Source organism: Verrucomicrobiia bacterium (assembly GCA_035765895.1).
In the GTDB taxonomy this organism is placed as follows: Bacteria; Verrucomicrobiota; Verrucomicrobiia; order Limisphaerales; family DSYF01; genus DSYF01.
In genome coordinates this window covers 1-25,119 of record DASTWL010000092.1, presented here as the reverse complement: position 1 = coordinate 25,119, position 25,119 = coordinate 1, and the positions used below count along the sequence as shown (strand labels likewise).

General features: G+C 62.2%; 19 protein-coding genes. 12 read left to right on the top strand and 7 right to left on the bottom strand.

The window, feature by feature from the left end:
* The first annotated feature begins 3 nt into the window (after window positions 1-3).
* The 5 genes from VFV96_18455 (at window position 4) to VFV96_18435 (ending at window position 8,660) form a co-directional block, all read left to right on the top strand.
* The gene (locus VFV96_18455; protein HEU5072387.1) at window positions 4-1,371 is read left to right on the top strand and encodes an Nramp family divalent metal transporter; all 1,368 of its coding nucleotides are present in this window, start codon (window positions 4-6) and stop codon (window positions 1,369-1,371) included.
* 98 nt (window positions 1,372-1,469) lie between these two features.
* Window positions 1,470-1,925 (top strand): universal stress protein, encoded by a 456-nt coding sequence (locus VFV96_18450; GenBank protein HEU5072386.1) that lies wholly within the window; start codon window positions 1,470-1,472, stop codon window positions 1,923-1,925.
* Window positions 1,926-1,999: 74 nt separating this feature from the next.
* Window positions 2,000-3,547, top strand: a complete 1,548-nt coding sequence (der, locus tag VFV96_18445) for a ribosome biogenesis GTPase Der (GenBank protein ID HEU5072385.1) — start codon at window positions 2,000-2,002, stop codon at window positions 3,545-3,547.
* A 283-nt stretch (window positions 3,548-3,830) separates the two neighbouring features.
* Complete coding sequence (locus VFV96_18440; protein ID HEU5072384.1) at window positions 3,831-6,950, top strand: vitamin B12-dependent ribonucleotide reductase; 3,120 nt, start codon at window positions 3,831-3,833, stop codon at window positions 6,948-6,950.
* A gap of 123 nt (window positions 6,951-7,073) precedes the next feature.
* The gene (locus tag VFV96_18435) at window positions 7,074-8,660 is read left to right on the top strand and encodes a hypothetical protein (protein HEU5072383.1); all 1,587 of its coding nucleotides are present in this window, start codon (window positions 7,074-7,076) and stop codon (window positions 8,658-8,660) included.
* A 24-nt stretch (window positions 8,661-8,684) separates the two neighbouring features.
* Here the strand turns inward: VFV96_18435 and VFV96_18430 are convergent, their stop codons facing one another.
* Together VFV96_18430 and panC are read right to left on the bottom strand one after the other, a co-directional pair.
* Window positions 8,685-9,185 carry a fibronectin type III domain-containing protein gene (locus VFV96_18430; GenBank protein ID HEU5072382.1) on the bottom strand — a complete coding sequence of 167 codons (501 nt, stop codon included), beginning with the start codon at window positions 9,183-9,185 and terminating at the stop codon, window positions 8,685-8,687.
* A 412-nt stretch (window positions 9,186-9,597) separates the two neighbouring features.
* Window positions 9,598-10,458 (bottom strand): pantoate--beta-alanine ligase, encoded by an 861-nt coding sequence (panC, locus tag VFV96_18425; protein ID HEU5072381.1) that lies wholly within the window; start codon window positions 10,456-10,458, stop codon window positions 9,598-9,600.
* Window positions 10,459-10,644: 186 nt separating this feature from the next.
* Here panC and VFV96_18420 point away from each other — a divergent pair, with 186 nt between their 5' ends.
* Window positions 10,645-11,043, top strand: coding sequence for a hypothetical protein (locus VFV96_18420; protein ID HEU5072380.1), 399 nt, complete (start codon window positions 10,645-10,647; stop codon window positions 11,041-11,043).
* 217 nt (window positions 11,044-11,260) lie between these two features.
* Window positions 11,261-11,719, top strand: a complete 459-nt coding sequence (locus tag VFV96_18415) for a hypothetical protein (GenBank protein ID HEU5072379.1) — start codon at window positions 11,261-11,263, stop codon at window positions 11,717-11,719.
* A 21-nt stretch (window positions 11,720-11,740) separates the two neighbouring features.
* Here the strand turns inward: VFV96_18415 and VFV96_18410 are convergent, their stop codons facing one another.
* The 3 genes from VFV96_18410 to VFV96_18400 all read right to left on the bottom strand — a co-directional run bounded on the left by VFV96_18410 (window position 11,741) and on the right by VFV96_18400 (window position 17,564).
* Window positions 11,741-12,592 carry a DNRLRE domain-containing protein gene (locus VFV96_18410; GenBank protein HEU5072378.1) on the bottom strand — a complete coding sequence of 284 codons (852 nt, stop codon included), beginning with the start codon at window positions 12,590-12,592 and terminating at the stop codon, window positions 11,741-11,743.
* Window positions 12,593-12,797: 205 nt separating this feature from the next.
* Complete coding sequence (locus tag VFV96_18405; GenBank protein ID HEU5072377.1) at window positions 12,798-14,516, bottom strand: DUF1501 domain-containing protein; 1,719 nt, start codon at window positions 14,514-14,516, stop codon at window positions 12,798-12,800.
* Between the two features lie 3 nt (window positions 14,517-14,519).
* A complete protein-coding gene (locus VFV96_18400) occupies window positions 14,520-17,564 on the bottom strand; it encodes a DUF1800 family protein (protein HEU5072376.1) in 3,045 nt (1,014 codons plus the stop codon).
* A gap of 214 nt (window positions 17,565-17,778) precedes the next feature.
* Between VFV96_18400 and VFV96_18395 the strand changes: the two genes are divergently transcribed.
* Window positions 17,779-18,051 (top strand): hypothetical protein, encoded by a 273-nt coding sequence (locus VFV96_18395; GenBank protein HEU5072375.1) that lies wholly within the window; start codon window positions 17,779-17,781, stop codon window positions 18,049-18,051.
* Window positions 18,052-18,062: 11 nt separating this feature from the next.
* On the top strand, window positions 18,063-18,401 hold the full coding sequence (locus VFV96_18390) for a hypothetical protein (GenBank protein HEU5072374.1): 339 nt from the start codon (window positions 18,063-18,065) through the stop codon (window positions 18,399-18,401).
* A gap of 92 nt (window positions 18,402-18,493) precedes the next feature.
* Here VFV96_18390 and VFV96_18385 read toward each other — a convergent pair whose 3' ends face one another.
* A complete protein-coding gene (locus VFV96_18385; protein HEU5072373.1) occupies window positions 18,494-18,913 on the bottom strand; it encodes a lipid-A-disaccharide synthase N-terminal domain-containing protein in 420 nt (139 codons plus the stop codon).
* 370 nt (window positions 18,914-19,283) lie between these two features.
* Here VFV96_18385 and VFV96_18380 point away from each other — a divergent pair, with 370 nt between their 5' ends.
* Entirely contained in the window at window positions 19,284-20,624 is a 1,341-nt protein-coding gene (locus VFV96_18380; protein ID HEU5072372.1) for a DNA polymerase IV, read from the top strand.
* A 37-nt stretch (window positions 20,625-20,661) separates the two neighbouring features.
* On the opposite strand, the gene VFV96_18375 is transcribed toward VFV96_18380, so the two are convergent.
* On the bottom strand, window positions 20,662-23,133 hold the full coding sequence (locus VFV96_18375) for a PKD domain-containing protein (protein ID HEU5072371.1): 2,472 nt from the start codon (window positions 23,131-23,133) through the stop codon (window positions 20,662-20,664).
* A 105-nt stretch (window positions 23,134-23,238) separates the two neighbouring features.
* Between VFV96_18375 and VFV96_18370 the strand changes: the two genes are divergently transcribed.
* Both VFV96_18370 and VFV96_18365 read left to right on the top strand, forming a co-directional pair.
* Entirely contained in the window at window positions 23,239-23,583 is a 345-nt protein-coding gene (locus VFV96_18370) for a metalloregulator ArsR/SmtB family transcription factor (protein HEU5072370.1), read from the top strand.
* A gap of 77 nt (window positions 23,584-23,660) precedes the next feature.
* On the top strand, window positions 23,661-25,119 hold a 1,459-nt coding region (locus VFV96_18365; GenBank protein ID HEU5072369.1), incomplete at its 3' end, for a hypothetical protein.

The window sequence follows — 25,119 nt, the reverse complement described above, 5'->3', positions numbered from 1 at the left end:
GCCATGAATGGGAATAAACCAGCCAAGCCGGTTGCGGAAACCGGCTGGCGCTCGTCGCGCGAGACACCAAGCCTGCCCGAAGTTCACCGCTCCGTGCTCGTGCCGGCGCGGTTCAATTTCTGGCGGAAGCTGCTGGCGTTTTCCGGCCCGGGCTACCTCGTGGCCGTGGGTTACATGGATCCCGGCAATTGGGCGACGGACTTGGCCGGCGGTTCACGTTTCGGCTACACCCTGCTCAGCGTCATTCTACTGTCCAACCTGATGGCCATCGTCCTGCAATCACTGGCGGCTCGTTTGGGCATCGCCACCGGGCGCGACCTTGCGCAAGCCTGCCGTGATCATTACTCGCGGCCGGTCACGCATGTTCTCTGGCTGCTCTGCGAAATCGCCATTTGCGCATGTGATCTCGCGGAGGTCATCGGCTCGGCAGTCGCGTTGAATCTGTTGTTTGGCCTGCCGTTGGCCTGGGGCTGTGTGATCACCGCTTTTGACGTGATGGCGGTGATGTATTTGCAAAACAAGGGATTTCGCTGGGTGGAGGCCTTTGTCATCACGCTCATTCTGGTGATCGGCGGATGCTTTGCCGTGGACTTGATTCTGTCCCGCCCGTCCCTCAGCGGCATCCTGGGCGGGTTCGTGCCGCGGCTCGAGGTCATCAAGAATCCCGAAATGCTTTACATCGCGATCGGCATCCTGGGCGCCACGGTGATGCCGCACAATCTCTACCTGCATTCCTCCATCGTGCAGACGCGGAAGTATGAGCAAAACGCGTCCGGCAAGCGCGAGGCAATCCGTTTTGCCACGCTGGATTCGACCATTGCCTTGATGTTCGCCCTGTTCATCAACGCCGCCATCCTCATTCTGGCCGCGGCGGCGTTTCATCGCACCGGCCAGCAGGTGGAGGAAATCCAGGACGCCTACAAGCTGCTCGCGCCCACGCTGGGCACGACCGTCGCAAGCATCCTGTTCGCCCTCGCGTTGCTGGCCTCGGGACAGAATTCCACGCTGACCGGCACGCTCGCCGGTCAGATTGTCATGGAGGGCTTCCTGCAAATTCGCCTGCGGCCGTGGCTGCGGCGCTTGATTACGCGGGCGATTGCCATTATTCCCGCCGTGGTCGTCACCGCCATTTCCGGCGAGGCCGGCACCGCCAAGCTGCTCGTGTTCAGCCAGGTCATCCTGAGCCTGCAACTCAGCTTCGCCGTCATCCCGCTGGTTCTTTTCACCAGCGACCGCCGTAAAATGGGCGAGTTCGTCATCCCCGCGGGATTGAAGATGCTTGCGTGGCTGATCGCGGCTGTCATCGTCATCTTGAACCTTAAACTACTGGCAGATGAATTCGGCATCATCACGTGGCTGGCCGGGAAGTGAAGCACCAGCGCGACGCCGGCCGGAAAAGACCCGTCGCGTCATCTCGACGGAACGCCGTCCTGTCCCGAACGGCGGCATCGCCGCATGATTAACCACGAATGAACGCGCGAGGCGCGCCCTGCTCCGCCATGTATCACAAAATTCTCGTTGCCCTGGAAAACAGCCAGACTGACCGGACGCTGTTGCCCCACGTCAGCCATTTGGCGCACTGCGTCGGTGCAGAGCTACTGCTTGTTCACGTGGCCGACGGCTGGGTGGCACGCAATTTCGACCGGCTGAAGCTGGCGGAGTCTCAAGAAATGAAGGATGACCGCGCCTATCTTGAAACCACGGCCGAAACGCTGCGCGCAGACGGATTGAAAGTCACGACGCTGCTGGCCCTGGGCGATCCGCCGACGGAAATCCTGCGGGCCAGCGAAACGGAAGGCTGCGACCTCATCGCCATGACCAGCCACGGCCACCGGCTGATTGGTGATTTTATTTTCGGCAGCGTCATTCACACCGTTCGCCACAAGGCCACCGTGCCGCTCCTCGTTCTCCGCGCCCAAACGTAGGCCGGCAGTTGACGCCTGCTCTTCGCTGTTCCTTTTCCCTTTCGTCACCGACGGTGGTCCGGCATTTTTGCGGTATGTCAGGACTGATTGCCATTGTGGGCCGGCCGAATGTCGGCAAGTCCGCGTTGTTCAACCGCGTCGCCGGACGGCGCATCGCCATCGTGCATGATTTGCCGGGCGTGACGCGCGACCGCGTCAGTGCCGAGGTGGAATGGGGGGGCCGGGCGTTCACCTTGGTGGACACCGGCGGCATCGGCTTGCTGCGCCGTGAAAAATCACCGGACGCCATCACCACCGCCGCCATTCAACAGGTGGACATCGCCCTCGAATCGGCCGCTGTCATCGTGCTCGTCGTCAACGTGCAGGAAGGCATCGTGCCGCTCGATCAGGAAGTGGCCGCCCGCCTGCGCCAGCGCGGCAAGCCGGTGTTGGTGGCCGTGAACAAGGTGGACACCAGCAAGGCCGAAGCGGGCCTGGCCGAATTTGCCCGGCTCGGCTTCGAATCGCTGTTTCCCGTCAGCGCGATTCACGGCGGCGGCATTGCCGAACTGATGAACGCCGCGTTGAAGCTGCTTCCGCCCGATTCACGGGCGGCTGCCTTGCCAACGCACACGCCCGGCACACCCGAAGACTCCACCCAATCACCAACAGCCCCGGCGACCCCGGCACCCCTGAAACTGGCGATCGTCGGGCGGCCGAACGTGGGCAAATCCTCCATCATCAACGCGCTGACGCGATCGGAGCGGGTGATCGTCAGCCCGATTCCCGGCACCACCCGCGACGCGGTTGACGTGCCGTTCGAAGTCGAAACCGACGGCGTCCGGCAGCAATACGTTTTGATCGACACTGCGGGCATGCGCAAAGCCCGGCGGGTGGATGACACGGTGGAGTTCTTCAGCGTGCAGCGTTCGGAGGATTCGATCGAGCGGGCCGACATCGTGGTGCTCGTGCTGGATGCCGAAATGGGCGTGACAGAGCAGGACAAAAAAATCGGCGACAAAATCGTGGCCGCCCGCAAGGCGTGCATCATCGTCGTAAACAAATGGGATTTGGTGGCCGAAGACGTGCGCAAGGCGCAGGAGGAAGAAATGCGCCGACGGCAGAAAAAGCATCATGGCCAGCGCGGAAAAATGGTGATGCTCTCCGAATTTGGCCAGTGGGTGCAGGAAAAGCTGTTCTTCATCGACTATGCACCGGTGATCTTCACATCGGCCAAGTCCGGCTTTCAGCTCGAACGTCTGCTGGAAGCCGTGCGCTATGTGGCGGCGCAGTTGCAGCAGCAAATCCCCACCGCCCTCCTCAACCGCACGTTGCATGACGCCGTGGAGAAACGTCAACCCGTGAGCGATCTCGGCCATCGCCTGAAGTTCTTTTACGCCACGCAGGTCAAACAGGCTCCGCCGACGTTCGTGCTCTTCGTCAATCGCGACGAGCTGTTCTCCGACCAGTATAAGAAATATCTCGCCAACGAACTCCGCACGGCCTTCGGTTATGAGGGTTGTCCGCTGCACCTGCTGCCCCGGGCACGGCCGAAGACCATTGATCCCAAGCGGAAGTTCAAGCCGACTCCCAATGCCAGGCGCCCACATCCGGCGAAAAGGCGTTCGAAAAGAGCAAAATAGCGGTTCTCCACCTGCCAAATCGGTGCCCATTTCCGCCCCTCGGGACGGCGCCTTTCGCTCGTAAATATCGTTCGCGTAACTTTTTTGAAAAAAACCTTGGCGGCCCAATTGGTTGTGGGTAAGGTCGCCGCAACCCCCAATCGGTTGGGGCGAACCACCCCCAAGAAACCGCAAAATTGCTCAGGATTATTGCCGTTTTGGGGGGCGGCTGACGGTCTGGGTTGATGGTAGGACAACTTGGACAGGTAGCCGGATACAACGATAGTTTTGAAGGAAATTTGCCATGATCGACGCGCGCGATGAAGTTTTGCCGTCGGCACCCACCAAGAACGGGCGCCGAAACACCAGCAAGAGCCCTGTGAGCTCCAAGCGTTCAACCAGAAGGCCGGGCCTGACCCGGCGGGAAATGCTCGCCATTGACCGGGTGTTCAGCGACGCCCGGGTCAATCCGTTCGACCAGATTGAGTGGGACCGGCGCACGGCGGAAATCACCGACGATTCCGGCAAGGTGATTTTCAAGCAGGAAAACGTCGAAGTGCCGAAGACCTGGTCGCAACTGGCCACCAAAGTGGTTGTCTCGAAATATTTCTACGGCGAGATGAACACCTCGGAGCGCGAAGTGTCCGTGCGCCAGTTGATCCACCGCATTACCCGCACCATCGCGGACTGGGGCATCAAGGATGGTTACTTCAGCAAACAGGACGGCGAAGTGTTCTATGAGGAGCTGACCTGGCTTTGCTTGAACCAATACGGCGCCTTCAATTCACCCGTGTGGTTCAACGTCGGCCTCTACCACCAATACGGCATCGGCAAGAACTCCACCAAGGGCAACTGGCACTACAATCCGGCCACCGGTGAGGCCCAGCGCGCCGCCACCCAATACGAGTATCCGCAGTGCTCAGCCTGCTTCATCCAGTCGGTCGAGGACGACATGGAAAGCATCATGCACCTCGCGTATGCCGAGGCCATGCTCTTCAAGTTCGGCTCCGGCACCGGCACGGACTTGACGCCCATCCGCAGTTCCAAGGAAAAGCTCTCCGGCGGCGGACGCCCCAGCGGTCCCCTCTCCTTCCTGAAGGTTTACGATCAGGTGGCGAACGTCGTGAAATCCGGCGGCAAAACCCGCCGCGCCGCGAAGATGAACACCCTCCGCGACTGGCACGGGGACATTGAGGAGTTCATCGATTGCAAGCAGAAGGAGGAGCGCAAGGCTTGGGCGCTCATCGAACAGGGCTACGACGGCTCGTTCAATGGCGAAGCTTACGGCTCGGTCATGTATCAGAACGAAAACCTCTCGGTCCGCGTCAGCGACGAATTCATGCAGGCCGCCGTGGATGGACGCGAGTGGTGGACGCGGTCGATTACCACCGGCAAACCGCTTCAGAAGAAAGACGCCAGCACCCTTCTCGATAAAATTGCCGAGGGCACCTGGGTGTGCGGCGACCCGGGACTGCAATACGACGGCGCCATCCAGAAGTGGCACACGTGCAAGGGCACCGAACCGATTCACTCCACGAATCCCTGCTCGGAATACGTGTTCCTGAACAACACCGCCTGCAATCTGGCGTCGCTGAACCTGATGAAGTTCAAACGCGAGAACGGCAAGTTCGACATCGAACGCTTCAAAGCGGCCGTGCGCATCTACATCACGGCGCAGGAAATTCTGGTGGACAACGCCTGCTACCCCACCAAGACCATCGCGGAAAACTCGCACATTTACCGCACGCTCGGCCTCGGCTACGCGAATTTGGGCTCGCTCATCATGAGCTACGGACTGCCTTACGACAGCGACGAAGGTCGTGCCCTGGCCGGAGCCATCACCGCCATCATGACCGGCGAAGCGTATGCGCAGAGCGCGGCCATGGCCCGCAGCCTGGGGGCGTTCCCGGGTTATCGCGACGCGCGGTGCTCGGGCGTGACCAAGCCGCTGGCCAAGGACAACATCGAATCCACGCTCGGCGTCGTCAAACTGCATCGCAACGCCGTCGAGGACATTCATCCGAGCCGGGAATTCAACTATCTCAAGAACGAAGCCCGGGACTGCTGGAACCGCGCGCTTGAACAGGGCCTCCAATACGGTTACCGCAACGCCCAGGTCACCGTTCTCGCCCCCACCGGCACCATCGCCTTCCTGATGGATTGCGACACCACCGGCGTCGAACCCGACATTGCGCTGGTGAAATACAAGCTCCTCGCCGGCGGCGGCATGCTCAAGATTGTCAACCGTGGCGTGGCCGATGCGCTGCGACGCTTGGGCTACAACGAAGGCGAGATCAAGGGCATCCTCGCCCACGTCGAAAAGCACGACACCATTGAAGATGTGGAAGAAAACGGCCAGGTGATTCCGTCCGGCCTCAAGCCGGAACATCTCGCTGTGTTCGATTGCGCCTTTCGTGCAGCCAAGGGCAAGCGCAGCATCCATTATCTCGCCCATTTGAAGATGATGGCGGCAGCCCAGCCCTTCATCAGCGGCGCCATCAGCAAAACGGTCAACCTGCCGAACGAGGCAACCGTGGCGGACATCCGCAACGCCTACGTTGACGCCTGGCGCATGGGCCTCAAGTGCGTCGCCATCTACCGGGATGGCTCCAAGCGCTCGCAGCCCCTGAACACGAAGAAAACCAACGAAGGCGGCGACAAGTCCGCCGCCGCCACGGCCAACGTTTCCGCCCTCGAACTCCGGATCAGGGAGCTCGAAACCATGGTGGAACGACTCCAGCAGGAATCCGGCAAGCCACTGCGCCGGCGCCTGTCCGAAACGCGTCAGGCGCTCACGCACAAGTTCGACATCGCCGGCCACGAGGGCTACCTCACCGTCGGCCTCTTCGATGACGGCACGCCGGGCGAGCTTTTCATCACCATGGCCAAGGAAGGCTCCACCATCGGCGGTCTGATGGACTCCATCGCCACGCTGACCAGCATGTCATTCCAATACGGCGTGCCGCTGGAGGCGCTGGTGCGGAAATTCTCGCATCAACGGTTCGAACCGAGCGGTTTCACCAAGAACCCCGAAATTCGGAACGCCTCGTCCATCACCGATTACGTGTTCCGCTGGCTGGCGTTCCAGTTCCTGCCCGGCTACCGCGAGGCCCACTCGCCCAGCCGCGGCCAACAGGAGCTGCCCATGCCCGACCTCGTCGAAGAATTGAAGAAAAAAGTGAATCGCCCGGTCGCCGAACTGGCCATTGCGGACAATGACACTGATGTCATCCCGGTGTCATCCACGGCGGCCAGCCGGATGCCAAAGGTCCTCTCCGCGCCGACCAAGCCGGCGAACGATCTGTTGAAAATGATCGTCGGCCAGCAGGACGCACCCACCTGCCCAAACTGCGGTCACGTCGCCGTGCGCAATGGCGCCTGCTACAAGTGCCTGAATTGCGGCGAGAGCCTCGGTTGCTCGTAAGACGGCCTTTTTCACGCCATGCCGGAGGAGCCATCCTCCGGCATTTTTATTTTCTGCGTTGCCATGGACCATGGTCCGATTCAGTTGACGGGGACGCGGGTTGCCCGGAGGATTTTCTCCACCATGAAGCCAGCCTCCTCTCACCCGCGCCTGATCTCCCGTCTGCTGCTGCTGTGCGGGCTGGGGGTTTCGCCGATGGCCATGGGCGGTGTGACGGTCATCACGCACGGGTTGAACGGCACCACCACCGGCTGGGTGACCGGCATGGCCAATGCCATTGCGAGCCACGCTTCCGGAAAAGCGGCCAATGCGCCCATTTACAAGCTCACCGTCAGCAACACTGCGGGCACGCTCACGACCTCGGCCAGCAAAGTCAGCGGCGGTGATCCCCGAACCATCGCCACCGGCGAGATCATCGTCCTGATTGATTGGGGCGCCGTGGCGGATGGCAACTCCTTCAACACCGCTCAAGTGGCCGCCGCCGTGGCACCGGATTTCACCACGACCAATTTCATTCCGGAGCTGGGCGGTCACGCGCTGGTCGAATGGCCGTTGCATTTCATCGGCCACAGCCGCGGCGGCTCGTTGGTATGCGAGCTCAGCCGCCTTCTGGGCACGCAGGGCATCTGGGTGGATCACGTCACCACGCTGGATGCCCACCCGCTGAACAACGACGGTTTCAACGATTTCATCTACAGCGCCCATGACGCCACGGCGCGGATTTATGAAAATGTGCTGTTCGCCGACAGCTGCTATCAAAACGCGAGCCTGCTCATCAACGGCGAGCCGGTGCCCGGTGCCAGTTGGCGCAAGCAAAGCACCTTCAGCGGCGGCTATACCGATACGTTGTCGGGCAATCACTCGGACGTTCACCTGTGGTATCACGGCACCATTGACTGGAACATTCCCACCTCGGACACGGAAGCCAGCTTGACGGGTTCCGAGCGCCAGACCTGGTGGACCGCGGCTGAAAGCATGGGGACGAACTCCGGCTTCTGCTACAGTTTGCTGGGAGGAAGCAATCGCCTGAGCCTGCTGCAACCGAATGGCGCCAACTCTTCGCCGGTCCGCGATGGCTTCAACCAGAAATATGATTTGGGTGCCGGCATGGCGAACAATCGCACCGACCTCTCGACCAACTCCGGCGAGTGGCCCAACGTCATCCGCCTCGATCTGACCACGCCGAATCCGATTGCCAGTGGAGGCATTGCCACGCTGCAAATCTATTATCAATGGGCCGTGCCCGTATCCGAAACCCAAACGGTGCAGGTGTATCTTGATGATGATGCGAACCCACGGAACGGGAATGAACGGCTGGCATTGACTGGAACCGCATCGGGAACAACCGACAGTCAGGTTGGCTCCGGCACCATTGCCGTTCCCCTTGATCCGTTCAGCGTGCCGGCGGGAGCCTATGCCGTTTTCGTCAAGGTCACCGGCGCGGGACAATCCCGGATATTATACGCTCCGGAATTTCTGCGGGTTGTGCCAGACATGACTCCGCCCACCCTCGACCTTGCAGCAGGGACGCAGGGAACCCTCACGTTGGGCGTCAATGGCGCCGCGGGTCAGACCGTTGTGATTGAGGACTCCGTGGATCTGCGCGAATGGCAGGCATTCTGGACCAATCAATTGCCCACTACGCGCTGGGAAATGCCGTTCGGCCCGGCAGGTTCGAATCAATTCTTTCGTGCCCGCCTGCTGCCGTAGGCGAAACACGACACTTTCCTGCCGTCAGGGCGCCGTAACAATGCGATAGAAACGATGGTCGAACTCCGCGGACTGCGGATCCACCCACGACGTCCAGGCATTCGTCACCGACTGCACCGTCTGGAGGGTCGTCCAGTTTTTCAGGTCGGTGGTGGCCTGCAGCAGATACGTTTTTCCCGGTTCACTCACGAAATTGAGTTGCACGCCGGCCGCCGGCTGCACGGACAGATTCATCGCGCCCGGAATAACATAGCTGACCTCGTTTGCGGAGGGGCTTTCCACATTCGCCGCATCGTAGGCGCGCACCGTGACGTAGTATTTCAAGCCGGGGCTCAGGTTGCTCACGGTCGCGCTCGTCTGCGTGCCCACATCAAACCGTTGCTGATACGCGCCGGACGTGGTGCCGACGTAGAGCGCGTAGCCGGTCACACCAGAACTTGGGCTCGGATCCCATGCGAGGGAGAGATTCCCGGCAGAGGCCGCGACGGCGAAACAAAATGACAAGATTCCAACAACTGTCTTCATGCTAAAACTCGGGCGCTTTTGGTTTGGATCGTTGTGTCACCCGTTGAACGATCACGAACCGCTCTTTAGCAGGGCACTTGCCAAGTGGGAAAACGCCGGTCCCGCGAGGGCGTGTCCAATTTTGCAGGCGGACACCGCGAAAACGTGCATCGCCCATCCACACGCGAAACAGTTGATTAAAATGGAGTTTGCCGGGAATGACGTGAGCCGCGCCGCGAGCGTGTAGCAACGTGAGACGGCACCGAAGAGTGCCGCGGGAAACTGGGCGGCGCGTGATGAATGCCGCCCGGAAAAAACTGCCGTATCGCGCTGGGTAAATTATGCCAGCCGCAGCGGGCAACGACGCGCCGAATCGAGCTTTAATTACCTCCGATGATGCGGCTCATTATCGCGCATCACGTGGCGGTTGAGATCACAGCGATCCGTTGTCAATCAAACGTGTCCGCCCGAAGAACACGGCCAGGGCCAGGTGGGTTCCGCGGCGGACTGTCTGGACCGGCACCAGCGTTTCGCCATCGAAGAATTCGACGTAGTCCAGCCGCGCCGCCGGGCGTGTGGCCGCCAACCGCATGATTTCCCGGCGCAGGGCGGCCGCGGTCCGGGGGCGTTGCCGCACCAGGCGCCGCGCGTGGGTGATGGCGGCAAAGAGAACGCTGGCTTGGGCACGCTGTTCCGGATCAAGATACTTGTTTCGCGAACTCAGGGCGAGACCGTCCGGTTCGCGGCCAATGGGCGCCACCACAAGGCGCAGCGGGAAATTCAAGTCGGCCACCATGCGGCGCACGACCGCCGCCTGTTGCCAGTCCTTCGCACCAAAAACCGCCACTTCGGGCAGCACCAAGTTGAAGAGTTTCGCCACGACAGTTGTGACGCCACGAAAATGGTGCGGCCGGGACGCGCCTTCCATGCCTGCCGCCAATTGCTCTTCGACGACGTAAGTGCTGTAGCCGCCCGTCGCCTTGCCCGGATACATCTCCGCATCCGTGGGAATGAACACCACATCTGCGCCTTCCGCCCGACACAACCGCAGATCCCGACGTAAATCACGCGGATACTTTGACAGGTCTTCGCGGGGCCCAAATTGCGTCGGATTGACGTAAATGCTCACCACCACCAAGCCGCGCCGCCCCACCTCGGTCCGCGCCCGGCGGACCAAACTCAGATGCCCTTCGTGCAGGTAACCCATCGTCGGCACGAAGGCGATTCGCCGGCCCTGACGCCGCCAGGCGAGCGCCTGACTCTGCATGGCCGCTGCGGATTGAATGACGCGCATGCCCCAAGTTGACGCATGGGGACAACAGCGGCAATGGCTTTGTCGCGCCCGCTCCACCATCCCGACGCCTAACCAGCCTTCCACTGCGTCAGACGAAGTAATGCATCAATTAAATTCCACTTGCGAACTTCGACCAGTTTGGTAGCTCTGGCAGCGTCTCCCAAAACCAAAGAGAAGGAAGAAACCATGATCAAGCTCACCTCCAAATTCATGTTCGTCATCACGGCGGCAGTGGCCCTCGCGGCACTTCCGCTTCAGGCCCAAAACACCAAGGCGCCGAAAAAAGCTGACGCGGCCCAAGAAGGCGCTGCCAAACGCAACAAAGGCAGCCGGCCCATTCCGTTTCACGGCAAGCTGGCTTCCAAGACCGACGCCGGCATCACCGTCGGCTCACGCACTTTTCAAGTGACCTCCGAAACGCGGATCGTCAAGAACGGCAAACCGGCCACGCTCGCGGACGGCGAAGTGGGCCAGGAAGTCGCCGGCTCCTATGTGGAACAAGACGGCAAGCTCACCGCCAAGCTGGTCCGCTTTGGCGGCAAGCCGGAAGCCCACAAGGAAAAGGCCAAAGAGGAGAAAAAGTAAATCGTCACGCCGAAGTTTCGACCAGCAACCGGCAGGCTCACGCGAGCCTGCCGGTTTTGCTTTGGCCAGCGATGCAGAGCGCCCTCGGCGCTGCCGACGAACGAGTCCGTCTGGCGCAACGGAAGCAATGCCCGCCCCGTCTCCCGAGACGGATCGGCCACCGCGAGGGCGGTCTGCAGCGGCAGCCAGAGCCGCCGGGCAGCATATCGAGTTTCACGTGACAGGCATGCTGCCGGCGCCGCGTCTGCGGGAGCCGGATTATCCGTATCTCTATCGCGACGTCGCCTTTCCCTGGCGGCCCGCCGCCTTGAATGGCGCGGACTGGGTGCAGGCGGCAAACAGTGACGCGCGTTACAGCGCCGTGGATCTCATGGAAATCGCGGTGGTCGCCGACACCGTCATCCTGATCGCGCATGATGACCGGCTGCCCCGGCCGGCCTGGCTGACCGACCGGTTCAATCCCACCGATTGGCAAATCACGATTGGCGGGCAGACGATGCACCTTTTTTCCCATCGGGCGGAACGCGATGAAAGTCTGACGCTGGGGCCGAACGCCAGCGAGGGCACTGCCCGAACAGGCAACATGTATGTGGTGTTCGTCAACCGGCTTCCCCAGGGACACGCGGACGTGGCAAACCGTTCCGTTGAACAAAATCCTTTGGCCGTCACCAAGTGATGCCGTCGTTGCGTCACCGGCTCAGTAAACCTTGATCCGATAAAGCCGCCCCGGCAGGACGATGGGATCGAGGACCAACACATCCGTCACTTCGGCAAACACGCCCAGTTCAACCAGCGTTTGCCAGGCGCCGCCGCCTGTCGGATCGCGGAACTCCAGCGTGTAGCCCTGCCCTGTTTCGGCGCGAAAGCCCACGGCGAACCGGTCGGCCGTGACTTCTGCGCGCGCGATTTGTGGCGGCACCAGGTAATCGACATTCAGGCGCGGCCAGTTGTCGGAATTCGCATTTTGCCGCGACCCAAAGCGGCGCGCCGTGAACGGCGTGGCTTCCTCATCGCACAGGAGCAGCCAGCCAAAATTGGCGGCCGGATGCGCCGTCCACCCTTGCACGTCCGTGGTCAATTCGGGCGTCGGGCCGAAGGTGTAAGGCGAATCGCCCAGCTCGTAAATGAACTGTGACGCACTTTCCAGCGTGGCGAAATCCACGCCGGCCGCGCCGCCCGGAACCGACCACGCGTTGCTGGCGTAATGGGCAAAGCTCCAGGTGGCGTCGCCCGGATGAGCCGGCAGGCCCTGACCCGCGCTTTGGCCGGCCACGTTCGTGCCCTCACCCCATTCCTGAAACACGCGATGCAGGCTGAACGGTGCATCAGCGGGCGTCTCGGCCGGCACATGCACCACGGACAGCACGGCGGTGGCCGAAAGAATCACGGCGTTTGTGGGAATCGTGCTAAGATCAAAGCGCAACAGGCCGCGATTGCGCGTGCCGTTTTGGGTGGTGCCCGCGTTGAAGAATTCCTGACCGCCGTTGTTGTTCGTCGGGGCCACCTCGATCAGGCCGGTGTCGGCACTGGACACCAACGAGACAGACACCGCCGGAGCACGCAGCACCGCGACCAAGCAAACCAGAACAACCGCAGACCTTAGATACCGCGACCCCAGCCCCGAAGCTGACATGGCTTGCATGCAGTTCCTCTCCTTCCTCGTTTGGCCTCAACGCCCCTTTCGGCCGGCCTGTTCCCTGCAAGGTGCGCCAACCCGTCCAAAACGCAATCCTTCGTCCGCGACCCGGAATCGTTCACAGAATGCCGACCTCGCCCCGAATTTGCACCCCATCCACACCGGAAGTGCCGCCCGCGAGCAGATTTTCATTTGCGTTCGCGTAACCCGGGATGATGCGGTTCAACTGGTTTTGCGTCGCGCCAAGGTGTTTGCGGATGATTTCGCCCAGCACGGAACGGTAATCGCACGAACGGCGCAGGTAACCGGCGGTGATGCCGGTGTTCGCCGCGAACATCGTCCCGCATGTGGCCAGATTCGACGTGCGCGGACCGGTAATCCACGGAATCGCCTCGCCGGGCGAGCAGCCAAAAACGCCCGGCGCGTCAGGCGCGGTTTTCGCGTGTCCATGCACCGAGCCGCCCGCCACGAACATCACGCCGGCTTCGGCATGGTCCGTGCCATAGTCGGAGTTTTCCACCGCGGTGCGGCCAAATTCGGAGAGCGTCACCACCACGACATCGTTCCAGTTCACCTTGTTGGCGTAGAGCGTAAAGTATTTCCGCAGCGCATACATGGACCAGCCGATGGCCCGTTGCAAATTCGCATGCGTGCCGGTGGCGGCGCCCTCGCTCTGGTGCGTGTCGAACCCGCCCAGTTCCGTGCCGGCAATGATTGCGTCGGTGTTGTTCAGGATCATGGCCGCCGCCTTGAGGTTCGTGAAAAACGATTTGTGCCCCGACGCGATGACCTGCTTGTTGGCATCAAAGGCCGCGGCGGTGGTTCCCGCCGTGCGCCGGTAGCCGCCGTTCTTGTCGTCGGTGTTCGGAAAGAGAAAATAGCCCTTCGCCGGATCACCGATGGACGCGCCGCTGCTGTTGATGGGCGCCCACGCGGTGTCGCCATCGGTCTTGAGGTCATCCTGAAAGATGTTGCCGGAGTCGCCAAAGTTCAGGTTGCCAAAAATGCTCAGCGTGTTGGCCATGTTGGCATACTGCAATTCCAGCAGTTCCCGGTTGCGCTTGTCGGGAAACGGAAAGTTGTTGGCGGCTTTGATCGCGTTGAGCGCCTTGTTGTCGCCCGCGGGCGTGGGCACCCCGAGCAGATCGTAGCGGGTTGGGTCGGTGAGATTGGTCATGGCGGCGGCCGAGCCCCGCAAAATCAGCGGCAATGCCGACTGGATGGAAACCCCGGTCAACGGCGACGTGTTCGCCAGCCCGGATTCAATGATGGTGCGGTAAAAAATGCCGTCCTTGGACAGGTTGTTGTTCGGATTGCCGTTCTCCCAGTAGTTCTGCGAGTCGAAGTGCGAGCGGGATTGTTTGGGATAGGCCACACGATGGATGAGCGCGAGGTCGCCCGCGTTGTAAACGGGCGCCAGAAACTTGAGCGCGGGATGCAGCGCGGCGAAGCCATTCCCGAGCGTGATGGCCTTGCCATAGGAATACGTCGCATCCGTGGCGCCGCGCAGGGCGAAGGTGGCATCCGTGTATTGCGTCGCATCAAACGCCGGGCCGGTGCCGCCGTAATCGATGCCGGCATCTGCCGGAATGCCAATGCTGGGGCGGTTCACGTAGTATTGCGGGTCGCCCACCGGGATCACGGAGTTGAGCGAATCGTTGGCGCCGCGCAGCCAGATGAACAGCACCTTCTTGCCGTTCAAGCCGATGTTGCCCTCGGCCAGGGCGCGCTTCATCACGAACGGAATGTCGGCGAGCGTGGAGAGCGCGATCAGCATGCTCGTCTTGAACGACTGGCTCAGGAACGAGCGCCGCGTGAGAATGTTGAGGTTTGCCATAGGTCACTGCTCCTGAAAACGGGGCATCGTCAGCAACATCGCCACCATGCCGCGCACCCGCGTGTCGTAGGTGGAACTCGTGTTGCTCAAGCCGCTGAACGGATCGGGCGTCACGCCGTCGTCCTTGAGGTTGAGAAAATTGACCGCCGCCGACCGGTAGAGCACCAGGTTGCCCGCCCCTTCGCCGGGGAACAGGATACCGAGGAAGTAATCCGCCACCGCCCCGCTGTCGTTCCAGCTTCCGGATGGAACCTTGAGCTTCAGCAGGGCGACAGGATTGCACACATTGTTGCCCGCATCGCTCCGCCCGCTGCCGCCGGCGGCGATGCAATAAGCCTGGTCGTAACGCAGCCGCTCGACCAGCGTGCCGGCACTGATCCAGCCCGCCGCGCTCTCGGGGTAACCGTTCGGATCCTGCCGGTTGAAGAGGCTCATGGCGCCCATGCGGTCGAGCGGCGTTTTGAAGGAATACCCGTCGGTGCCGGCCGTGGTGGTGCCGTCCGGGTTGGACGCCCGGAGCGCCCGCACGCTGCTGGCCACAAACTCCAGCGGCGTCTTGACCTTGTGCAGTGAACCGCCGTGCCCGCGGAACAAATTGGACTGGAAGATCACATTCAGCACCGGCCGGATCTGCCCTTTCGGCACGCTGTTTTCCCACGCCAGCATGCATTGATGGACCAGCTCCGCCTCGGCCGAATGATTCGGGTCGGTGTAGTCGTAGAAGGCGTAATCGTTGGTCAGGGCCTGATCACAGGTGGGATTGGGAAAATCGTCGTGCACGAACAGCCGGCACAGCTTGACGCTGAGGTATTCCTCGGTGAAGGGCTGGTTGGCGAGATGGGCGATGACGTCGTAGCCGTCCTGAATGCTGTTGGTCGTGCCGGTGGCCCGGGCCGGCAGCGCCAACTGATAATAGCGGCCCGCCCACGGTGGACCGAACCGGGCGGGAACCGTCTTGGGCCCCAGCGCCACGAGATTGGTCGTGGTCGTGTCCCACACCGAGAAAATCGGTGCGCGGTTGGTGCCGTGATTGCCCGCCTTGTAGTTGAAGGCCCACACGCCGACGATGTTCGACTTGCTCTGGCTGGCGATGCCGGGCTGGTAGGTAACGGACGGCGGCGCAAACGGATTGTTCGCATTCGCCGCGTCCACCAGTTCCACCGACCAGCCCGTCCACGCCCGCGACATGGCGATGATGTCATTCTGGTCGTAACCATTGTCCACGCCGAAGGTGAAGAGTTCGAGCAGTTCCCGGGCATAGTTCTCGTTGGCGACATTGTTGCCGTTCGCCTTGCTGCCGACGGTGTCGAGGTAAACGATCATGGCCGGGCTCTCGGCGCTGATTTTGAGCAGGTCGTAGAAGGTGCACTGCGGATTCAGCATGGCGTTGCGCCACCGGGTCATCTCGCGCCATTCCCAGTCGGCGGCGAGCCGGTTCAGCACCGTGCCGTCGGAATAAAACGCGTTCAAGTAGTCGTAGCTCTTTTGGTATTGGGTGACGAAATGGTTCTCCCAGAACTGCGACAAAACCTCCAGCAACTGGCGCGGGCTGTTAACGGCATGCTGGCAATACCACGCCCGCAAATCGTCAATGCCCGTTCCGTTCGCCGTGCTCAACCGCCGGTAAAGCCCGCCGGTGTCCGTGTCGGGCGTGCTGTTGATCTGGCCGCCCGTCACCTGTGTCGTCAGCGTCCGGTTCGGCGTCGCCGTGCCATACCAGTAACTCAGCGTGTAAACCTGGTTCGTGGCGAGCGCGACGCTCTGGAACACCGAGCCGTTTGTTTGCGCCCGGCCGCCGGCGGTGGCCACGAACTGCAGGCTGTTCGACCCGCTGTGCGCCAGCGCCGCGCTGATGGCGGAGTTGGTGAAGTTGGACGCGGTGATCCACGGCGCCAGCGCGCCGGTTTCAAAGCCGCCATTGACGAGCAGGTTGGGGCCCGCTTCCGGCACGGTGCCCGCCACCAGCTTGACGTCGTCGATGTAACACGTGCCCGCTCCCGACGGGAAAAAGAACACCTGGGAATTGGTCGCCGTGGCCCGGCCCGTGGCGGTGCAGTAAACCCACGTCGGGTCGGCCGGCAGATCACCGGCGGAAGCCAGCAAACCGCTCGACCCGCTCACGCCCACCGTCAGTTTGCTGGAATTCGCGGTCGGCAAATACCAGTAACTCACCGTGACGATGGCATTGTTGGTCAGCGAGGTGACGAATGGCTGCCAGACCGCGGAGGCCGTGTTATTGGCACCCCCGGCGGCCGCCACGAGATTGAGGCAGCGACTGCCCGCGTGCGCCACGCCATTTGTGATGAAGGAGCCGCTGTAACCGGCGGCCAGGGTCCACGGCGGCGTCAGCGCCGATTCAAAATCGCCATTCAAAAGCAGGTTGGGTCCGGCGGCGTTGGTGCCTTCAAAGAGCTGCACGTCGTCAATCAAGACCGAACCCGGCTGCGTCAGATAGACGAAGAGGTTCGTTCCATTCAACTTTCCCGAAGCCACAATCCGCACCCAGTTTGTGGCCGGTCCCGGCGCCGCGCTGTTGGTGACATCGACGACATAGGTGTCAGACGTCTCGGGGATGCCATCCATGTTCAACTGCTCGGCGATGTAGGCATCCGGGCCAATGGCCGCCACGCGCTCCAGTTCGTCGGGCGTGGGACCATACGCCAGGCGGTTGAGCACCTGCGCCGTCAGCAAGGCGCTGCTCGACAGGGGCGTGGCCTGGAGCCGATACAACTGCACCGGGCCCGCGGCATTCGTGGCGCGCCATTCGTAGCTGATGTTGGTGATGTCCCCGCTGTCGAAAAACGCCACGTTGGTGTAGGCGGCGGGAAAAAAATTCGTGTCGGCGCCGAAGCCGGCGACCAGGTTGCTCGTGCTGAGAAACGTGTAGGCCTGCACCGCAGGATACAGCGGGAAACGCAGATCACGCTGCGCGCCTTGAACGGTGAAATTGGTGATCGTGGGCGGCGGCGGCGCGGAATAATCGTCAGCCCGCAAGTGGATGGCGCCGACCGCCACGGCTCCGGCCAGCAGGCACGGAAAGAGTTTCATGGGAGGAAACGGGTGATGTTTGGGATGGCAACGAGGCGCGCCTCGCACGGGTTACATCAAGTTCAATGCGCCGTGGGGTGAACGGGCCAAAGCTGGCACTCCGGTTGGGGAAAGCAACCCCAAAACGGTGACGTCTCCGCAACGCACCCGCGGCGTCCCGCAAATGTCTTGGCCCAACCACCACACTTGGCTAGAGTCGCCCCCACAATCGAACATGAAAAACAGTTCCCTCACCTCCGTTCTCATGGGGCTGACCGCGTTCAGCGCGGTGGCTTCCGTCGTCCTTTGTTGGATGACGATTTCGTATTCGCGACAGATTCGCTCGATGCAGCCGCAGATGGTGGGCATCAACAAAAGTGTCGGCGCGGCGCAGTTGCTCCACGGCGAATTGGTGGAATTCAACAAGAAGTCCCCCAACCCCTCGCTGCAGGCCATTCTCCAGTCCGTTGAACCCAAGGCCAATCCGGCGCAACCCACGGCCAAGTAATTTCCTCCGCCATGAACGAAACTCCAATTTCCCCGGGCAGCGAAGATCTCAAGGAAACCTGCGCCACGTTGCGGCACCAGCTCAATTCCGTGCTGATTCTGCTGTTGGTGGTCAGCGCCACCATGACCATCTTCTTTCTGCGCCAGGTCAGCCTGGCCCGGAAGGACATTGAGTCCATGCGTCCCGTGATTACCGGCTACCAGACCAACACCGGCCCCGCGATTCAGGAATTCACCCGCAAACTCCAGGAATACGCCAAGACGCATCCGGACGTCGTGCCGATCCTGGTCAAATACGGCGTGGTTCAAGTCGGCAATCCGTCGGCGGCAACCACGGCGCCCAGGAAATAAACGGTCCGCAAGACTTTACCCCCAACCCGGCCTGTTGATGCAGGCCGGGTTTTCTTTTTCCAGAGCGCCGGTCTGCGACCGGCTTTGCCGCTTCAGCCGCCTGGCGTCGGGGCCGGCTCCACCGCCAGCTTGGTCCCGCAATGGAAGCAGTAGTTTGAATTCGGCGGACAGATTTCGTTGCAAGACGGGCAGTCCAGATGTGCCTGCTTGTGACGCCGATGAATGATCAAATTCCGAATGTAGGGAATCCACGTGAACCCGTAGGCGAAGATGAAGACGGAATCGTGTTTGAAGAACAACGCGTAGCTGAGCAGCAGCAGAGAACCGGCCAGGCTCAGCCACCAGAACGCCGACGGCACCACCACGCGCTTCTTCTTCTCCGTGGCATACCACTGGACCAGAAACCGCGAGAAAAACACGACGTTGCCCAGCCAGCCAATGACTTTCCAAACGTGCCATTCAATCCCGAGAAAATGGCCGTCGTGCCAGATCAAGTTTGTGAGCCAGTCCATACGCCGCGCAGCCTACGCGGCGCCGCCGCGAACGGGAAGCCGGAAGGATGGGCGGGCCAAACGGCCGGGGCTGGACCGAAAAACCCCGGGAAATTTCGCTCCAGCCTCAGGAGCGGAGTCTCCAACGCCAGGAAATTTCTCTCCGCCCCGCGGAGCCGAGTCTCCGACCCTGAGAGGGAAGTCTCCACCCCTCGGGGCGGGCGCTCCGCTCCGCGGGATTTTCCGGCTGGCCCGCGGGCCAGCCGCTCCGCTCCGGAGGGTAGGCGAAAAAATCCCGGCCCGCCCCGGACAACCGCAGTCCCTGCGAATAACTTTTCCCAACTTTGTGGCTTGTTGGCGGGGCGGGCGGGCTTACGCTGGCCGGTGGCTCATGAATCCGAACCGCATCCTGCATCTCGACGGCGACAGCTTCTTCGCCAGTTGCGAAGTCGCGTTGCATCCCGAGTGGGAGGGCCGGCCGGTGTGGGTCGGCGGGGGGCGGCGCGGCGACGGCATCGTGATCGCCGCGAACCGCGCGGCCAAGCAGTTCGGCATCCAGACCGGCATGGCCTGTTTCGAAGCCAAACGCCGTTGCCCGCACGGTGTGCTCGCGCGGCCGAGCTATGATGAGTATCGCCGCCTGTCGCAGGCGATGTTTCACATCATCGAGGAATATTCGCCCACGCTCATGCCGGTTTCGATCGATGAGGGCTTCGTGGATTTGTCCACGATGGCGGCGCACGTCTGGCGTAACACCACGCCGGCCGATTACGTCAATGGCATCCGCGAGCGCATCCGGACCGAGCTGCGCCTGCCCGTCTCCGGCGGACTGGGCAGTTCGGCCAAGCTGGCCAAACTCGTTACGGATGTGTTCAAGCCTGGCTTTCACGAAGTCAAACCGGGTGAGGAGAAGGAATTCCTGAAAGAACGTTCGTTGCGGGAATTATCCGGCATCGCCAAAAACCGCCAGCGCGCCCTGGCCGGCCTCGGCGCGCGCACGTTTGGCGACGTGGCAAAGCTGCCCTCCATGCTGCTCAAGCAGAAGTTCGGCATCTGGGGCCAGCAGCTCTGGCTCTTCGCCAACGGCCAGTGGAACGAGCCGCTGCTGCTCACGGTGAAGGATCGCACCACCATTTCCAGCGCCACCACCCTGCCCTACGACGAACCGGATTACGAGGCGGCCCTGACCTTCACGCTCAGCGAGGCCACGCGGCTCATCGGGCAGTTGCGCCGCGAACAACTTCAGCCGCGCGAGCTGTCGCTCAGCATCCGGTTCACGGACTTCACGGAAGTGAACGGCGCCCACCGGTTTCAACATCCGCAGTTCCGGAATTCCATCATCAACGACGTGATGGAGGCGTTGTTCCGCGACATCATGGGCGGCGCGTTCAAGCCCGTGCGGCAAATCCGCGTGGCGTTCTGGAATCTTTCCCGGCTCGACACCCAACCGACGCTCTGGGGCACCACGGACGCCGAACGCTGGGGCGCGCTGGATGAGGCCACGCACGAACTGAACGCGCGGCTGGGCAAAACCGCATTGATGACCGGCGCCCAGCTTGCCCTCCGCGAACTGGACACCGCGCACAAGAATCCCAAGGCGAAATGCCCGTTCGTGCCGCAGCGCGAAATGGTGAAGAAACTGTGGGGCACGGACGCCGATCCACTGGCTCACAAAGGCGTATGGGAACAGCGCCTCGCCAAGGTCAGCAAGCAGCACAAATACAATCATTGATCGCCGGCGTAACCTCCGCACCCGCATTCCCGCTGGCTCAAAGCTGCCGCAGCCGGTAAAACCGCGCCGGGCCATCGCCAGGCACCGTGACACTAATGGCGCCACCCAACGACGAAACGGGATTCGTCACCGCTGTCCAAACGGGCGGGCTCAACGTCGGGGTTTCTTCCAGCAGGGCATCGCCGGCCGGCATGGGCCAGGTCAAGGTCAGTCCGGCCCCCGGAGCAGAAGCCAGCGCCAACGCGGCGGGAAGCTGCACTGTAATGCTGCCGGAGTTGGTAACGCTGGCACGGCCAGGGCCCGCAACCACCGTGGCAATGATGCGCCAGTTGTAGCTGCCCGGCGTGGCATAGGAATGCGTGGCGTATTGGCGCGCGTCGTGCACCGAACCGTCGCCAAAGTCCCAGTCATAGCTCGGCGTGCCATTCACATTGTCCGGCGTGGCCATGACCCCAAACGGCGCCGGCCAGCCCGCCGACCAGGCTGATGGCACGTGCGCCACCGACGAAAGCGTAAACGGTCCCTGGGCCACGGCAATGGAACCCGTGGCGAGCAGGGAGTTTTGCGCACCGTTCCAGGCGGCGAACGTAAAGGTGTCCGTGCCCACAAAACCCGGATCCGGAAAGTAAGTGGCGATGGTTCCGCTCAAGCCCGCGGCCCCATGCGCCGGCTGGCCGACAATCCGTGTCGTGGCGCCCGCGCCCGTCACCGGCAAGGTAATCATCACCGGCTGTCCACTCAGGGTGTTGGTCGCGAAATTGCCTGCGGTCGGAGCCGCCACAACGTTCGGATTATCGCTAAACGGACCATTGTGACAGTTGTAGCAGCCCACTTCCGCGCCCCGGAACAATTCGTTGGTGATCGAAATCCCACCGTCGAAATTGGCGACCAAGGTGCGCGTGGCCTGGGCCCGGGAAAGCACCGTGCCGCGATAATCCAGGCCGTGACACGCCTGGCACTGGGCATAATTGCCGTTGATATAATCGTGGTGCCCCGAAACCCAGCCGGCGCCCAGCGGATGCAAACCATGCGGGCCGTTGTGGGCGGTGGTCGAGTTGACGGACATGGAAGTGTGACAAGCAGTGCATTCCACCATCATGCCGGCGTGCCCTTGGAGGCGTTCATTGCGCAGATTGTCGTTGCGATGCGTCGCAGGAAATTCCGCATGCGTCGAGCCGTGGCAGGCCGAACATTGCAGCCCGCCATGCCCGGCCGAGAACCGGTAAAGGGACAGTCCCGCCGCTGGAATGTCGGGCTGGGTGGCGAACGTCGATTGCGCATTCGTGCGCACCGTCCAGGTGCTGGTATCGGAAAACACCGAGGTGAAGCGGATCTGCCCGCTGTTGGTCGTGGCGGTGCCGGTGTGGCAGCCCTGGCAATTGGGCTCCATAAACCAGCCCACCCGTGCGCTGGAACCGACCTGGCTCATATTGCCATGGCAGCTTTGACACTGCATTTCCATCGAACCATCCGCGGCAATGGCGCCACCCATCGCACCGCGCAGGCATTTGGTGGTCGAACCGGGATGGCAACGGTAACACGCCGCCCGATTTGCCGAGTTGTCAAGGGTGAGATTCAACTCCGGATCCATTACTGTCGCGTGCAGGGCGTGGATGGACGTGGTGAGCTGCGGGATGGTGCCAAAGCTCGGCGTGCCGAGGGCTTCCGACGAGTGGCAATTGGCGCACAGCACGGGCTGACCGTCCGCCACCACGCCACGATACAGCCCCAGCGGGTTGTAACCGCGATCCGCCAGCGCGGCCACGTAGAGGTCGTGATGCTGGGCAAAATTGCGCTCGTCGTGCAGCCGCAGGATGTTCAGACGGTAATCCCGCTCCGGATTCGCCGCCCAGACCCAGCCGGCCGCGGGCTGCGCAGCCGTTTGCGTGCCCGATGCATGACAGGCGCGGCAGTCCATCTCGTCGGAAACGGGCAGCACGATGTCGTTGGTTGCAACGGGCGTCCCGCCGCTCCGGGCGATGAGCCGCATCAGCGGGTAAGGATTCTTGTTGCCGACGTCATCGTAAGGCGTGAGCGGAATGCCTTCGGCGCGAAACCAGTTGACCGGTGTGAGCACGGCCGGCGCCGAAACCGGCGCGGGCTGGTTCGTCGGCTCGAACAGCATCGCCTGCGGTGTGTTGTTCGTGCCCGGCATGCCCCAGCCGGCCAACCCCATGTCGGCCGGCAGCGGATTGGCGGTGTAGAGCTGCTGATAGAAATCGTGATAGTTGCCCTTGCCGACCGAGGTGGAGTTAAAGGAGCCATCCGGGTCGGCAACGGCCTGGTAGGTTACCGAGTAGCCCACGCCATTGGTGAACAGCCTGCCGCCGACGATGAGTTGCGCCTCGATGGTGTTGTAAGGCGGCAGGATGCTGAACACGGAATAATCCGAATCCATGCAGTGCATGCCGAGGTTGTTCCAGCCCAGCAGCTGGTTGTCCACCGCGTGGCCGGAAAAAGCGCCCGCGCCCAAGACGACCGTCAAAACCACAAGCCAGAGTCGCTTCATAAAGAACAGCTCCTTTCAGTTGGCAGCGTCCGGGTTTGCCGATACAACTGGCGCGGGCGCGCATGATGAGATGATTCGTGTTCAACGATATGCCCATTAAGTAATATGGCAATCAAAAATAAATCCACCCTGTCGCCGGCCCAACTGGCCATCGTCGCCCGGCTGTTTGCCGTGCTGGCCGAACCCACCCGGCTGGCGATCCTGCAGGCGCTGCAACCGGGCCCGCTGTCCGTCAACGAACTGGTGGAAACCTGCGGCCTGAAGCAGGCCAACGTCTCCAAGCACCTCGCCCTGCTCCACGCCCAGCATCTCGTGAAGCGCGAGCGCCGTGGAACGTCCGTCATCTACGCGGTGGCGGATCCGATGGTTTTTTCACTCTGCCAGCTGGTCTGTTCCAAGATGGAACGCGACGTGAAGCGCACCGCCGCGCTTTTTGCACCGGAGATTTGAACGCGCCCGTGGTGGGGCCGGCGCCAAACAGGTGAAACTTTTTCCCGGCTCCCGCGTCTGTTGGTGGCATATTGCGCATGTTGCGTGGCAAGCATATCTGGTTGATTCCGCTGCTGACCGCCCTGCTCGTGGCCGGAGTGGGCTGGTGGGCAGACACCCAGTTGCGTCAAGTGATCCGCCAGGAGCTGGCAAACGATCTGCAATCGGCGCTGGATGCCAACGCCACCGCCCTCGAAATCTGGATGGCCAACCAGAAGCGCATCGCGGCTTCGCTCGCCGAGGAACCGCGCCTCAAGGAACTCGCCAACCGGCTGCTCTCCGCCGACCATGCCAGCGGCACCAACCGCACCGCGCTGGCCGAACTATCCCGTCAATTGCTCGTGAGCGAACGATTCGGCGAGCGCCTCCACACGTTGGGCTACACGATGGCCCAGGTCGTGGACACCAATCTCATGGTCGTCTCGGAAAACGCCCGCGGCCGCGGCCGCATCGGCCAGCCCGTGCTGGCAGACCTGGCGCCGAAGTATCGCGAACTGTTTGCCACCGGCGAACCCCAGATCATTACGCCGTTCAAGGCGCCCCGGCCGCCCTGGTTGCAGCGGAACCCGCCGCGCCCCCGTTCTCCAGACAATGGCCATGAGCCGCCCGAGCGCATGGGCCGCCGGTTTGCACCGATGCTGCGCGATCCGGCCGTCATGCAGGTCGCCGTGCCGTTGAAGGACAGCGCGGGCGCGACTCACGGCGCGCTGGTGCTGATCATCAATCCCAACGCCGAATTCACCCGCATCCTCTCGGTGGCCCGGTCGGGTGATTCCGGCGAAACGTTCGCGTTCGACGCGGAGGGCGTGTTGCTCTCGGAAAGCCGCTTCGACGCGGAGTTGAAGCAGTTCAAGCTGATCCCGGATGAAGCGGGCGCCGTGTCGGCGTTGAACCTGCGCCTGCGCGACCCGGGCGGCGATTTGAGCCAGGGCCACGTCGCCGACACCAACGGGCCATTGATGCTGATGGTGGAGCGCGCGGTGTCCAGCGGATCGGGCGTCGCCACCGAGCCGTTCCGTGATTACCGCGGCGTCCCGGTCGTGGGCGCCTGGCGCTGGCTGCCGGATTACGGCTTCGGCGTAGGCACGAAGGTGGACGCGCGCGAGGCGTTCCACACGTTGCGCGTGGTGCGGTCGGTGTTTTTGATTCTGTTCCTGCTCCTGCTGTTCACGGCCCTGCTGATTTTGCTGTTTTCCTTTTCCCAGGCCCGGGTCCGCCGGCGGCTGACGGAGGCCGAATTGAAGGCCCGCCAGTTGGGCCAGTATCATTTACAGGAAAAAATTGGCGAAGGCGGCATGGGCTCCGTTTACAAGGCGCATCACACGTTGCTGCGCCGGGAAACCGCGCTCAAGCTGCTGCCGCCGGACAAGGCCGAGCCGTATGCGATACAGCGCTTTGAGCAGGAGGTGCAGCTCACCTGCCGCCTCGCGCATCCGAACACCATCCAGGTCTTTGACTACGGTCACACGCCCGACGGGATTTTCTACTACGCGATGG

Bases quoted from the DNA above. Each gene is read 5' to 3' on its own strand.
- VFV96_18455 (HEU5072387.1), top strand. From the start codon at position 4: ATGAATGGGAATAAACCAGCCAAGCCGGTTGCGGAAACCGGCTGGCGC.
- VFV96_18450 (HEU5072386.1), top strand. From the start codon at position 1,470: ATGAACGCGCGAGGCGCGCCCTGCTCCGCCATGTATCACAAAATTCTC.
- der (HEU5072385.1), top strand. From the start codon at position 2,000: ATGTCAGGACTGATTGCCATTGTGGGCCGGCCGAATGTCGGCAAGTCC.
- VFV96_18440 (HEU5072384.1), top strand. From the start codon at position 3,831: ATGATCGACGCGCGCGATGAAGTTTTGCCGTCGGCACCCACCAAGAAC.
- VFV96_18435 (HEU5072383.1), top strand. From the start codon at position 7,074: ATGAAGCCAGCCTCCTCTCACCCGCGCCTGATCTCCCGTCTGCTGCTG.
- VFV96_18430 (HEU5072382.1), bottom strand. From the start codon at position 9,185: ATGAAGACAGTTGTTGGAATCTTGTCATTTTGTTTCGCCGTCGCGGCC.
- panC (HEU5072381.1), bottom strand. From the start codon at position 10,458: ATGCGCGTCATTCAATCCGCAGCGGCCATGCAGAGTCAGGCGCTCGCC.
- VFV96_18420 (HEU5072380.1), top strand. From the start codon at position 10,645: ATGATCAAGCTCACCTCCAAATTCATGTTCGTCATCACGGCGGCAGTG.
- VFV96_18405 (HEU5072377.1), bottom strand. From the start codon at position 14,516: ATGGCAAACCTCAACATTCTCACGCGGCGCTCGTTCCTGAGCCAGTCG.
- VFV96_18400 (HEU5072376.1), bottom strand. From the start codon at position 17,564: ATGAAACTCTTTCCGTGCCTGCTGGCCGGAGCCGTGGCGGTCGGCGCC.
- VFV96_18395 (HEU5072375.1), top strand. From the start codon at position 17,779: ATGAAAAACAGTTCCCTCACCTCCGTTCTCATGGGGCTGACCGCGTTC.
- VFV96_18390 (HEU5072374.1), top strand. From the start codon at position 18,063: ATGAACGAAACTCCAATTTCCCCGGGCAGCGAAGATCTCAAGGAAACC.
- VFV96_18385 (HEU5072373.1), bottom strand. From the start codon at position 18,913: ATGGACTGGCTCACAAACTTGATCTGGCACGACGGCCATTTTCTCGGG.
- VFV96_18380 (HEU5072372.1), top strand. From the start codon at position 19,284: ATGAATCCGAACCGCATCCTGCATCTCGACGGCGACAGCTTCTTCGCC.
- VFV96_18375 (HEU5072371.1), bottom strand. From the start codon at position 23,133: ATGAAGCGACTCTGGCTTGTGGTTTTGACGGTCGTCTTGGGCGCGGGC.
- VFV96_18370 (HEU5072370.1), top strand. From the start codon at position 23,239: ATGGCAATCAAAAATAAATCCACCCTGTCGCCGGCCCAACTGGCCATC.